Source organism: Sporofaciens musculi (genome assembly GCF_009830285.1).
In the GTDB taxonomy this organism is placed as follows: domain Bacteria; phylum Bacillota; class Clostridia; order Lachnospirales; family Lachnospiraceae; genus Sporofaciens; species Sporofaciens musculi.
This window is the reverse complement of sequence record NZ_WUQX01000001.1, coordinates 1,623,047-1,635,550: the sequence shown is the minus strand read 5'-3', so window position 1 is coordinate 1,635,550 and position 12,504 is coordinate 1,623,047. Positions and strand designations below refer to the sequence as shown.

General features: G+C 47.1%; 14 protein-coding genes. 11 read left to right on the top strand and 3 right to left on the bottom strand.

Annotated elements, in window-relative coordinates; translation table 11 throughout:
* Position 1 precedes the first annotated feature (1 nt).
* The 6 genes from GN277_RS08065 to GN277_RS08040 all read left to right on the top strand — a co-directional run bounded on the left by GN277_RS08065 (position 2) and on the right by GN277_RS08040 (position 4,596).
* Positions 2-808 carry a DUF3849 domain-containing protein gene (locus GN277_RS08065; protein ID WP_120390723.1) on the top strand — a complete coding sequence of 269 codons (807 nt, stop codon included), beginning with the start codon at positions 2-4 and terminating at the stop codon, positions 806-808.
* Entirely contained in the window at positions 805-1,149 is a 345-nt protein-coding gene (locus GN277_RS08060; RefSeq protein WP_004074163.1) for a plasmid mobilization protein, read from the top strand. Before GN277_RS08065 ends, GN277_RS08060 begins: the two co-directional genes overlap by 4 nt.
* 149 nt (positions 1,150-1,298) lie before the next feature.
* Entirely contained in the window at positions 1,299-1,613 is a 315-nt protein-coding gene (locus GN277_RS08055) for a hypothetical protein (RefSeq protein WP_159750623.1), read from the top strand.
* A gap of 275 nt (positions 1,614-1,888) precedes the next feature.
* Positions 1,889-2,908: a PDDEXK nuclease domain-containing protein gene (locus GN277_RS08050; protein ID WP_004054162.1), complete on the top strand. Its 1,020-nt coding sequence runs from the start codon at positions 1,889-1,891 to the stop codon at positions 2,906-2,908.
* 2 nt (positions 2,909-2,910) lie between these two features.
* Positions 2,911-3,120 carry a hypothetical protein gene (locus GN277_RS08045; protein ID WP_016299138.1) on the top strand — a complete coding sequence of 70 codons (210 nt, stop codon included), beginning with the start codon at positions 2,911-2,913 and terminating at the stop codon, positions 3,118-3,120.
* Positions 3,121-3,177: 57 nt separating this feature from the next.
* Positions 3,178-4,596 carry a relaxase/mobilization nuclease domain-containing protein gene (locus GN277_RS08040; protein WP_159750622.1) on the top strand — a complete coding sequence of 473 codons (1,419 nt, stop codon included), beginning with the start codon at positions 3,178-3,180 and terminating at the stop codon, positions 4,594-4,596.
* A gap of 307 nt (positions 4,597-4,903) precedes the next feature.
* Here the strand turns inward: GN277_RS08040 and GN277_RS08035 are convergent, their stop codons facing one another.
* The 3 genes from GN277_RS08035 to GN277_RS08025 all read right to left on the bottom strand — a co-directional run bounded on the left by GN277_RS08035 (position 4,904) and on the right by GN277_RS08025 (position 6,915).
* Complete coding sequence (locus tag GN277_RS08035; protein ID WP_159750621.1) at positions 4,904-5,836, bottom strand: IS3 family transposase; 933 nt, start codon at positions 5,834-5,836, stop codon at positions 4,904-4,906.
* A complete protein-coding gene (locus tag GN277_RS08030; RefSeq protein WP_159750620.1) occupies positions 5,826-6,473 on the bottom strand; it encodes a helix-turn-helix domain-containing protein in 648 nt (215 codons plus the stop codon). The genes GN277_RS08035 and GN277_RS08030 overlap by 11 nt, the downstream gene beginning before the upstream one ends.
* Before the next feature lie 85 nt (positions 6,474-6,558).
* Entirely contained in the window at positions 6,559-6,915 is a 357-nt protein-coding gene (locus GN277_RS08025; RefSeq protein ID WP_159750619.1) for a helix-turn-helix domain-containing protein, read from the bottom strand.
* A gap of 238 nt (positions 6,916-7,153) precedes the next feature.
* On the opposite strand from GN277_RS08025, the gene GN277_RS08020 reads away from it, so the two are divergent.
* From GN277_RS08020 to GN277_RS08000, 5 genes are all read left to right on the top strand, one after another.
* Positions 7,154-7,846, top strand: coding sequence for a response regulator transcription factor (locus tag GN277_RS08020; protein WP_159750618.1), 693 nt, complete (start codon positions 7,154-7,156; stop codon positions 7,844-7,846).
* Positions 7,843-8,874 (top strand): sensor histidine kinase, encoded by a 1,032-nt coding sequence (locus GN277_RS08015; protein WP_016222137.1) that lies wholly within the window; start codon positions 7,843-7,845, stop codon positions 8,872-8,874. Before GN277_RS08020 ends, GN277_RS08015 begins: the two co-directional genes overlap by 4 nt.
* Before the next feature lie 165 nt (positions 8,875-9,039).
* Positions 9,040-11,427 (top strand): ABC transporter permease, encoded by a 2,388-nt coding sequence (locus tag GN277_RS08010; RefSeq protein WP_159750617.1) that lies wholly within the window; start codon positions 9,040-9,042, stop codon positions 11,425-11,427.
* A gap of 147 nt (positions 11,428-11,574) precedes the next feature.
* Positions 11,575-11,814 carry a hypothetical protein gene (locus tag GN277_RS08005; protein ID WP_244324961.1) on the top strand — a complete coding sequence of 80 codons (240 nt, stop codon included), beginning with the start codon at positions 11,575-11,577 and terminating at the stop codon, positions 11,812-11,814.
* 5 nt (positions 11,815-11,819) lie between these two features.
* Positions 11,820-12,485, top strand: a complete 666-nt coding sequence (locus tag GN277_RS08000; protein ID WP_120474615.1) for an ABC transporter ATP-binding protein — start codon at positions 11,820-11,822, stop codon at positions 12,483-12,485.
* The last annotated feature ends 19 nt before the right edge of the window (positions 12,486-12,504 follow it).

Sequence of the window (12,504 nt, the reverse complement as noted above, 5' to 3'; positions counted from 1 at the left end):
TATGAACAGCAATGAAAAGAATACGGCCCTTTATGAGAAGATGGCCGCTGAACAGGATACCTTCCGTGATTGGCTGAAAAGCCAGTCCCCGGAGGAAGTCTTAAACCATGCTTACGAGTACACCATCCGGGAGGACATCGTGATGGCGATGGAGGTATTGGAGCTGACAGACGCCCAGGCCCAGGCGCTGCTGGATTCCCCTTCGCCGCTGGCTGATGTGTACCGCCATTTTGAAAAGCTGGAAACCGGCTATATGGATGTGATACGGGAAAGCATTGAGGAACGGGCCAATGAGATGCACAGGGTCAAAGAAGAACAGAGGGCCGCCCCGCTCTATCCCCACTCCGCCGCCTATGCGTCCGAGCATGGGGAGATGGCACAGTACCGCGCCTCCCTGCAAGCCAGTCTTGCCTGCAAAGAAGCCATTGAACAGGCCATCAGCGCCCACTATGGGGATAACCGCCTGAATACCGAGGCCGCTGTCAAAGAGGTGCTGGAACAGTTCGGGCCGGAGCGTGTGCAGGTCATCCTTGCCAATACGGTGCTGAAAAAGGAGCATGACGGGCGTATCTCCCGCGACAACAAAGCCTGGGCGAAAACAATCCCCATGCCGGAGGATGGCGGCGATCCCCGCCACAGTTATGCCCTGGTGGTGGATAAGGTCAATCCCGGTCTGACCGATCTGTTTGTGAAGCAGGCGCGGAAAGTCCTTCAACCCCCGGAGAAAGGCTCCGTCCTGGAAAAACTCAAACAGGAGCCGCCGGAACGCAGACCCGTCACCCCTAAGAAACGGGAACCGGAACGATGAGCGCGGCAAAGCGGAAACGGGAAGTACAGGTGAATTTCCGGGTTTCCCCGGAGGAGCTGGCTCTGATTGAGCAGAAAATGTCCCAGCTTGGGACAGTCAACCGGGAAGCCTATCTACGGAAAATGGCGTTGGACGGTTATGTGGTAAAGCTGGATTTGCCGGAGCTGAAGGAGCTGGTGTCCCTGATGCGCTATTCCAGCAACAACTTAAACCAGCTGACCCGTAAAGTGCATGAAACCGGGCGGGTTTATGACGCTGATTTGGAGGATATATCCCAGCGGCAGGAACAGCTTTGGGACGGTGTGCAGAAGATACTGGCCCAGCTTTCCAAGCTCTCCTGACCGGAGAGTTTACCCCATCTGCGGAGGGAGGAACGGCGTTCTTCGCCGCGCCTTCCTCCGCTTTTTCTTTTTGACGGTAAACTTGCCGGATGCGCCGGAATCATGGATAATAGCGGCAGAACAGGGTTTTACGAAAGGAGTGGACTGCTATGACGTCATTTGAACAGGTGATAGACATTTTTGGGGACTATCTGGCATTGGATACAGAAATGGAAGTCTGCAAAAGCCGGTATGGGTATATCCGGGTGGAGTTTCATGGGACAGGGGAATTACCCGGCTATTGCAGCGGCATGGTCTGCCGTACCCCAAAGGAGCTTTTTGACCTTCTGCTTTCCGATTATGAAAGCTATCTGGAAATCCAGCGGACAAAGGGACGCAGGAATGTGACGGAGGAAGATAAAAACGAAATTGCCGCACTGTGCCAATCCCGTTTGGAGAGGTGGGAAAAAGGAAACGCCAGATAGCTTTGGCGATTTACTTTCGGCATAAAATAGGATATACTGATAAAGGCCAAAGCGCAGACAGTCCCCGCAAACGGGCGGGTCTTTTCATAGAGGAGTGGATGTATGGAAAATGCCAGACACCGTCTGTTAAATTGGCGTGGTCACATTATTTCAAGTTTTTTACAATCTCTGATGAGAGAAAGCGCAGCTTTTATGAAAAAGACAGCAAGATTTTTGGGGCATTTGTTTTTTTGTGATTGCGTGGTATAATGTCCATAGGCAAGGAGGGAGCAAAATTGAATCACGATTTGCAAATCAATCAAAATGCGGAACAGACCTATCATTCTATCCGCAATTCGATTGTTTCCGCGCAACACCGTTTAAGCGCGGCGGTAAATTCCACAATGGTAATCACCTACTGGGAAATAGGAGAACAAATCTATAAAGCGTGTGGAGAAAATGACCGGGCCGAGTATGGAAAAAAACTTCTGGATTATTTATCTGAACAGCTGACTGTTGAGTTTGGAAAGGGTTTTACCGTCCGTAATCTTCGGGCAATGCGCCAGTTTTATTGCTTGTTTCCGATTCGGCACACACTGTGTGCCGAATTGAGCTGGTCCCATTATCGGCTTTTAATGCGTGTCCAGGATGAACAGGCAAGGACTTTTTATGCAGAAGAATGTGCAAAATCTGCGTGGAGTGTCCGGCAGCTGGAACGGCAGATTAACACCATGTACTACCAGCGCATTTTAGCAAGTCAGGATAAATCGCTTGTGGCAAAAGAAATCCAGACTACCGAGCCAAAACCGGAATATGAAAAAATAATCAAGGACCCTTATGTAATGGAATTTTTGCAGATCCAGCCGGACACTCATGTGTATGAGGGCGAACTGGAGCAAGCCCTGATCGACCATCTTCAGCACTTCCTTTTAGAGCTTGGACGCGGCTTTTCATTTGTGGCGCGCCAAAAACGGTTTACACTGGATGGGCAGGACTTTTTCATCGACCTGGTTTTTTATAATTATATTCTGAAATGCTTTGTCCTCATAGATTTGAAAATGGGCAAGCTGACCCATCAGGATTTGGGCCAGATGCAGATGTATGTGAATTATTACACTCGTGAGATGATGAATGACGGTGATACGCCGCCGATTGGCATTGTCCTTTGCGCGGACAAAGGAGATTCCATTGTAAAATACACGCTGCCGGAAGATAACCGCCAGATATTCGCGTCGAAGTATTTTACTTATCTGCCATCCGAAGAAGAACTGAAACGGGAGCTGAACTTGGACAGCTTTTATAAGATGGAAGAATAAATATGGGAACCAGTAATAAAGTCTGCCCCGTCTGCGGCAGAAAAATGAAACAGCAGTTTATCGGCTTACAGCATTGTAAATGCGGGATGAGCTGGAAAAAGGACATCGGATTTTTTGAGCGCACCAGCGATATGATTTTTGCGTTAGAACGCCGGACCATTGGAAAAAAGGTCAGACAGATTCCGGTCATCCGATATAAAAATGGTGAATAAAAAGAAACAGGCGGTCTGCATATGCAGGCCGTTTTGTTATGAAGGGAGGATTCCATCATGGCAACCACACGCATCATGCCGCTGCACATTGGCAAAGGCCGCACCGAAAGTCAGGCGGTCAGTGACATTATCGACTATGTATCCAACCCGCAAAAGACAGATAACGGCAGGCTCGTCACCGGCTTTGCGTGTGACAGCCGGGTAGCCGACGCCGAGTTTCTGCTGGCAAAACGGGAGTACATTTCCACCACCGGGCGGGTACGGGGCGCGGACGATGTGCTGGCCTACCATGTCCGGCAGTCCTTTGTCCCCGGCGAGATTACCCCGGAAGAAGCCAACCGGCTGGGCGTGGAGTTTGCAAAGCGGTTCACCAAGGGCAATCACGCCTTTGTGGTCTGCACCCATATCGACAAGTCCCATATCCATAACCACATCATCTGGAACGCGGTCAATCTGAACTGTGACCGGAAATTCCGAAACTTTTGGGGCAGTACCCGCGCGGTCCGGCGGCTCAACGATACTATCTGCGTTGAGAACGGCTATTCCATTGTAGAGGACCCAAAACCGCATGGAAAAAGCTACAACAAATGGCTGGGGGATCGGGCAAAGCCCTCCCACCGGGAACAGCTCCGCGTGATGATTGACCAGGCATTAGAACAGAAACCGGCAGACTTTGACGGGCTGTTAAAACTGCTTACAGAAATGGGCTGTGAAGTGTCGCGCCGGGGACAGGCAATCCGGCTCAAAGCCCCCGGCTGGAAGAATGTTGCCCGCATGGATGAAAAGCTGGGACAAGGGTACAGCGAAGATGAAATACGGGCGGTCCTTGCCGGAGAAAAGCAGCATACGCCCCGCAGAAAAGACGCAGTTTCAACTCCCACTCCGAAGGTCAATCTGATGGTGGATATTCAGGAGAAATTGCAGGCCGGCAAAGGCGCTGGCTACGCGCGCTGGGCAAAGGTATTTAATCTCAAACAGATGGCGCAGACAATGAACTACCTCACCGAGCATGGCCTGCTGGAATACGCAGTCTTGGAAGAAAAAGCGGCTGCTGCTACCACCCGCCACAATGAGCTGTCGGCACAGATCAAGGCGGCGGAAACCCGCATGGCGGAGATTGCCACACTGCGGACCCACATCATCAATTATGTGAAAACCCGCGAGGTCTATGCGGCCTACCGCAAGGCGGGATATTCCAAGAAATTTTTAGCGGAACATGAAGCGGATATTTTGCTCCACAAGGCGGCAAAACAGGCTTTTGACGATTTGGGTATCAAGAAGCTGCCCACCGTCAAGAGCTTGCAGGCCGAGTACGCAACATTGTTGGAAGAAAAGAAAAAAGACTATGCCGAGTACCGGCGATCCCGCGAGGAAATGCGGGAACTGCTGGCCGCAAAAGCCAACGTGGACCGGCTGATGGGATACGGGGAGGAACGCCAGAATGACCGGGAAAAGGAACAGGGGCAGGACCGCTGACGCGCCCGTTTTTTCGTATTTTCTCACCGCCGCAGGCAGGTGAAAAGCGTTCCGCAGGAACGCGCAGCCACAGAATGAAATTCTGTGTTCAAAAGGGGCTTGGGGAATCCCCAACAAGCAGCGCCAGGAGCCGAATGGCTATCCTGGGGCATTGCTTGCCACGGTTATCCCGGAACGGGATAACCTTCTTTTTCTCGAAAAAGAACAAAGCCGGTGAGGAATTTGTTATGAACCGCTCCCTGTCAAGTAGACAGTTAAAAAAATAAAAATTTTTACCTGCCAGTCGCAAAGAGGACTGGCAGAGCTTTTATGCAGCATCTTTCAAATAGTTTCTATATTCTATCGGTGTCATACAGTTTAAGCGTTTCTGATACCGATGATTATTATAATAATCTATGTAATCTGATACAGCCTCCTTTAGCTCCTCATATGTTTGAAATTTCTTCAGGTAATACATTTCTGATTTCAGCATCCCCCAGAACGCTTCCATTGGTCCGTTATCAATACATCTGGATACTCTTGACATGCTTTGTGTCATTCCCGCTTTGTTAAGCTTTTTACGGAAGTATTTTGAGGTGTATTGGTATCCACGGTCACTGTGGAATAAAGGCCTTGCATCTGGATGGTTTTCATGGGCAGTGTCAAAGGTTTCAAAAACAAGGGCATTATTATTGGAATGTCCAATGACAAAGGAAACAATACTTTTATCTGACAAGTCCAGAATGGCGCTCAGGTATGCCTTCCCACTGGCTCCATATTTCATCTCCGTTACATCCGTAAGCCATTTTTCCCCAAAACGTTCCGCATGGAACTCCCGGTTTAAGATGTTTTCGGCAGTAACCTCTGGCGTTGATTTTACATAGTTTCTTCTCCTGCGCCGGCACACAGATTTCAGATGTAAAATCCGCATAAGGCGCAAGATTCTCTTTGCGTTGACTTGAAATTCATTTTCACGGTTTAATTTAATCGTCATCTGCCTGTAACCCAGAATCCCGCTTTTTTCCTCGTACGCATCTCTGATAAGGACACATAATTTCTGGTTGAATTTCTCATTTTCACTTGGTTTTCGGTTCAGCCATTTATAATAAGCAGAACGCGAAATTCCCGCAAATCTGCAGAGTTCTGATATTGAACATCCCTGCTCGTCATATATTTCCTGTATCGCCAGATAAACCGTTTCATTTTGTGTCTGGCTTAGAACCGCCTCCTTTCGATTTCGTCGAGTTTTTTTAGAAAGCAACCTCCAGCTGGGCTCTGCGCTTTTCCGCTTGAAGAAGCTTATTTTCCGCACGCAGCTTCTCCAGTTCCGACATTTCTGTTTCAGATTTTCTTTTCCCTCTTTTGTCAATAAGCCCTTCTACGCCGTTTGACTGGTATTTCCTTGTCCATTGGTAAATCTGTTGGTAGGATACCTGGTATTTTTCTGCTGCCTGGGCATAATCCATTCCATGCTCTATGCAGTATGTTACAATTTCCACCCGTTCCTCATATGAGGTTTTTCTTCCTTTGGTCATGACGCTGGTTCCTCCTGTTCCAGAAGTCTTTAACTTCTCATGACCATTATACTTCATAATCCAGTTGCGAAGCTGCTTATCTGAGCGGATTCCATACTTTTTCTGGATTTCCCTTAATGTTCCTTTGCCGGAAAGGTAATCGGCAACAGCATTTTGTTTTGTTTCGGCGGAATAGATACGGAGTTTTGGAGTTGTTTTTAACCCCTCTATTCCTAAAGACTGATACAAGGTCACCCACTCGACGATACGTGTTCCATTTGTTCCCAGGCTTCGGGCGATACTTTCTGTTGAACAGCTTCCCTCCAAATATTTTGTAACGGCATCTAATTTCATTTCAAAAGAGTATTTTGAATGTTGTCCCATAAAATATGCTCCTCCTTATAGTGACAGTTTTATTATTTCATCTGTCTACCATAAGGGGAGCATATCATTAAATTCACTCACCGGCTCAATTCGTTTTAAATTTCCCGGATAGTTCGGTTAGTTCTTTCATGGTTTCCTGCGTATGGTGCAAGAGGGTTTCACGCATTTCTGACGGGCAGCTGCAATACAGCATCTTCATCTGACCGGCTCCCTCATCTTCCGGGGAAACATCCGGATTGATTAAAGAATCCAGAGAAATCGGCAGTACCTTTGCCAGTGCCTTCAAAATCAAAAAGGACGGATTCATCTGCCCTTTTTCAATCTTGGCAATCTGCTTTACAGATACATGGCTCAAATCAGAAAGCTCCTGCTGTGTCAGGCTTTTTCCTTTTCGGGCTTCCCGCATTTTTTGCCCTAAAGCGGTTAAATCATCAATCGGCATAATCATTCACCTCGAATATATTCTATCGTGCCGATTTACACAAAGGAATAACCTTATTATGCCGACTAACAGGTATGATTATGCTGTTTTTTTAGTGAGATATAAACGCTATCCTTGTATCACTAACCAAATCAAATTATAATAGAGGTGGATATTTTTTTGAAAAAATCTGTCCGCTGTAACATTTCGCGGACATTTGCCTGTTATACTATCTGCAAAAAGCAAAGGAAGTGAGGATATGAAGCAGATTTTAATTGTCGAGGACGACAGTTTTTTGAATAAGATGTTAGCCTATAACCTGACCGCAGACGGGTACGGCTTGACTTCTGCCCTAAATGCCAGAACCGCAGCTGATGTCCTGCGCCAGCGGGAATTTGATTTAGTGCTGCTGGACATCAACCTGCCGGATGGGAACGGTTTTGAACTGTGCAGGCTGATAAAGCCCCAGCACCCGGACACCATTGTAATCTTCCTGACCGCCAACGATCAGGAAAGCGACCAGATACGGGGCTATGAGGTGGGCGCGGTGGACTACATCACAAAGCCCTTTGTGATCGGGGCCTTGCAGCGGAAAATCAAAGCCATGTTCGCCATGCTGGAACACCACAAACCGGCCAAGGACATTTACGACGACGGGCGGCTGTTTCTGGACTTCTCGGAGCAGGCGGCTTCCCTAAACGGCAAGCCCCTGACCTTATCCCCGATGGAATACAAAATGCTGAACCTGTTCCGTAAAAATCCCCGGCAAGTGCTGACCCGTGGGCAGCTTCTGGAAAAGCTGTGGGATATAGACGAGAAATTTGTGGATGAACACACCCTGACAACCTCCATCAGCCGGATTCGCAGCAAGATTGAATCCGACGGTGGCACGCCCTACATCAAGACCGTTTACGGCATGGGCTATCAGTGGACGGGAGGCGAGGCGAAATGAAGTTTCAAAACCTCTCGGTAAAGCGGCTGTTTGGCCGGGTAGCAATAGGACTTGTCCTCTCCATGTCCGGGATTACCATAGCCCTGTTTTTTGTGACAAAACAGGCAGCGGTGCTGCTGACTGGCGGGGCGCTGCTGCTGTGTGCCCTTGTGGGGATTTTTGTACTGACGCAAGCGTTTGGAAAGCGGCTGTCACAGTTTACCGCTGACCTGTGCCAGACTTTAGACCACATGATCGCCGGGAATGAAGCGCCCCAGCGACCAGAGGACAGCGAAACCCAGCTTGCCAGAATCGGACACCGGCTGGCAAGGCTTTATCAGATCATGCAGGAGAACCGTCGTCTTGTGGACGAGGAACGGCAGGAGTTACAGGCCCTTGTATCGGATATTTCCCATCAGGTGAAAACGCCAGTAAGCAATCTGAAAATGGCAGCGGACACCCTTTTGGAAAAGCCCATGACCGAGGCGGAGCGAACCGACTTTATCCGGGGAATCCGCAGCCAGACGGATAAGCTGGACTTTCTCTTTCAAGCCCTTGTGAAAACCTCCCGGCTGGAAACGGGCGTGATCCAGTTGGATAAGAAACCTGGCCACCTTTTTGATACCGTAGCGCAGGCTATGAGTGGGATTGTATATGCAGCGGAGAAAAAAGAAATCGCCGTGTCTGTGGACTGCCCGGAGGATTTGGCCGTTTCCCATGACAGCAAATGGACATCCGAAGCTCTCTTTAACCTGCTGGACAATGCGGTGAAGTACACTCCGGCAGGCGGGAAAATCGCTGTGTCGGTGGTGCTGTGGGAAATGTATGTGGAGATCAAAGTGACCGACACCGGCAAGGGCATTTCCGAAAGCAATCAGGCTGCCATCTTCCGGCGCTTCTATCGTGAGGAAGAAGTACACGAACAGCAGGGCGTGGGCATTGGCCTGTATCTGGCCCGCGAGATCGTAACGCGGCAGGGCGGCTATATCAAAGTGGTTTCGGAGCCGGGCAAGGGTTCGGAATTTTCCATTATGCTGCCTACAAAATAGAACGCGGCGGACGGCCATTTCCGGCTGCCCGCCGTAAATTTTTTTGAAATGTCCGAGCTTTGTAACATTTCACCCCGATTTTCAATGAAATTTTTTGGCCGCTGTAACATTTCGCGGACATTTGGGTTTTACAATAGCCTTATCAAATATGGAGGTGATACAACTATGACATGGCCTTTTGAGAACGATACAAGCGCCATTGTAAAGAAATTAGCAAAACGCAATGTATCTTCAAATCGTATTTTTTGCCTTTTTAATGTTTTGACGATTGCACTGGCAATTAGTTTGATTGTGGGAATCTCCTTATTCCAACAAGGCAGCAAAATTAGTGAACAAAAGATTTTGAATCAAATGCAGCAAGCTACCATCGGGGGGCTTACAGCAGAACAGATAGAAGTTCTGAAAAAAGAACCTGATCTTGAAGATATTGTACCCTATAAGCATAGTGATAGTTTTCTGATGGATGGGATCAAATTTGAAGCGGTTTATATGCCGGCTGGTTTTGGAATTATAAAATCCTATGAATTAGTCAGTGGAACCTGTCCAGAACAGTACAATGAAATTGTAATTGATAAAAATGTTCAGTTAGAGCTGGGGTATCAGCTAAATATAGGAGATACCATCACTTTACCAACGGCTGGGAGCAAAACAGAGGACTTCATCATTACTGGTTTTACTGATAATGTGGAAACAGGAACATTTTACTTTTATGTTTCCCCAGCGTATGCAGAACAGGGAGCGTTATTATCTGATATTCCATATAGTGCCTTGATTCGTATAAATGGCGCCACGGAAATGGGGCTTGTTGATTTTGAGAATACAGTATATCGTCTGGCTTTATCCCAAGACATAAGCAGGAACCAACTTTATTTTAATAGCAAATTCTGTTCCTCACTTATTAGTGGATCAGGAATGGGAGGTGTTCTTTTAGCTACTCTTTTTATTGCATTTTCAAGCGGAATTGTCATATACAGTGTGTTCTACCTTTCGGTATCAAATCAAGTGTCGCAGATTGGACAGCTCAAAACTATTGGCATGACAGAAAAACAGATTAAGCGGATGATTCGTAAAGAGGGGTATCGTTTCTGCCTGTTCGGAATACCTGCCGGTATTACAGTAGGTATCATATTTGCATATTTATTAGAGCCGAATGGGATAACGATTATCAATGCCATAGCCACAAGTATTTTTGCAATAATATTAGGTATTATCATCGTACAAATTTCCGTATACAAGCCCGCACAAATAGCTTCAAATATTTCCCCTATTGAAGCAACAAAATATGTTGGAAACGATCCAGAACTAAAAGAAAGTAGAGTGCGCAACAGGAAAAATCATATTCGTCTCTCACCGTATTCTTTAGCCGTATTGAGCGAAAAGCAGGATCGAAAAAAACACAATCTGACGATTGCCTCGCTTGCAATCGGCGGGATTTTATTTATGGTTGGAGCCACATTTATATCATCATGGAATCCAGATTCCTTTGCGCGGATGGGCAATTTGGAAGATGGAGAATATTATATTGCGATTAACCACAATACATTAGTCAACCCCAAACCGTATGGTATTTCGGAGTATCAAGTTGATACGCCTTTTTCACAGGAACTCATGGAAGAATTGCAACAAATCCCGGAAGTCAAAGAGATTTATACTACGGAGAGAACCGCAGCCATTATTGAGTATCACGATGAACAATTAGAAATTCCCATTATTCCGATTACACCTGATAATCAGGAGGAAATTTTGAAAACGCTTCCTGTCGATTGGACATACGAAACATTGGTGGAACAAGACGCTATGGTTATATTAGGGACAAGCGTACAGAAAGAAGTCTATCATACTTGCCCGTCAATAGGAGAAAAAGTGACATTACGATGGTTTGATGGAACTGAACACAGCATAGATGTTTTAATTGCCGGTACTTCCGAAAAAAGTATGAATGAGGGCTTTTATCTTCCAAAAGAAACCATAGAAAAGTTGTGGGGCGATATGGATTTAACAGCTTCCTTAACTTTGTCCGTACCTGAATATGAAAAAGTGGGTAAATCAGTAGAAAGCAAATTAAATAAAATACTGTCCCGACACCCTGATTTGGTAATGGAAACCTTACAAGAGGTAAAAGCATCTTCGGCAAATACGATTCATAATACCAGCGTACAAGTTTATGGGGTATCTGCCTTTGTCATTATGTTTAGCATTTTTAATCTGACAAACACCTTGATTAGTCGTATCAGCACAAGGAGAAAAGAATTTGGAATATTGGAGTCTATCGGTATGACAAAAAAACAGATAAAGAAAATGCTGCTGCATGAAAGTGTCTTACTGATTATTCCATGCTTGATTATTACGGTTGTGGCAGGAACCTTGATGGGTTGTTTGTTAGTACGGATATTGTCTGCGAATGGATTAACTTATTTTCAATATGCTTTTCCTTTTATTCCATTACTGATTTACGGTGTCTGCTTAATAATAACACCTATTATAATTTCTGCTATCTGTCTAAAAATTCAATGCAGAAATTCATTGGTGGAACGGATCAAAATGGCAGACTGATTTTGAAATGTCCGAGCATTGTAACATTTCACCCCGATTTTCAATGAAATTTTTTGGCCGCTGTAACATTTCGCGGACATTTGGGTTTTACAATGACCTTATCAACAAAAGTGAGGAGGCGACGCAATGGAACTGACCCCGACCTAGATTTTGAATCTGGCGCTGCTGATCGTCCCGCCCGTTGTCCTTGTGCTGGTGTTTCGTCAATGGCTGGCCCGGCATATCCGTTGGACGGTTGCCTTGACTGCTCTCTGTGATGTTCTCCTGTTTTGGGATGAACTATTCTACTATGAGAGCTTCGGCCTGTTCGCTGTGCTGATTCTGGTACAGTTGGCAGCCACCGGCGCAGCAGCGTTCCGCATTTACAACAAACAAAGAAAGGATTGAATTTTATGAGCATTTTACAGACGATCGACCTGAAAAAGTATTACGGCACAGAGCCGAACATCACCCGCGCCCTTGACGGCGTGAACTTCTCCGTAGACGAGGGCGAATTTGTGGCCGTTGTGGGAACCTCCGGCAGCGGCAAGTCTACCCTGCTTCACATGATGGGCGGGCTGGACACTCCCACCAGCGGAACCGTGATTGTCCGGGGCGAAGAACTGGCAAAGAAGAACGACGAACAGCTCACCATCTTCCGCCGCCGCAACATCGGTTTTATCTTCCAGAACTATAACCTTGTTCCCATCCTGAATGTGTATGAGAATATCGTCCTGCCGGTGGAGCTGGACGGGGACACGGTGGATCAAACGTTTTTAGACGAGATTGTTCACCTGCTGGGGCTGGAAGATAAACTGAAGAATATGCCGAACAATCTCTCCGGCGGCCAGCAGCAGCGTGTGGCGATTGCCCGCGCCTTAATTACCAAACCGGCTATCGTGCTGGCCGACGAGCCGACCGGCAACCTTGACAGCAAGACCAGCGCCGAGGTGCTGGGGCTTATCAAACGCACCAGCGCGGAGTTCCGGCAAACTGTCGTGATGATTACCCACAACAATGACATTGCCCGCCTTGCAGATCGGATTGTCCGCATTGAGGATGGCAGGATTGTGGAATAAGGAGGTGGCAGGCTATGAC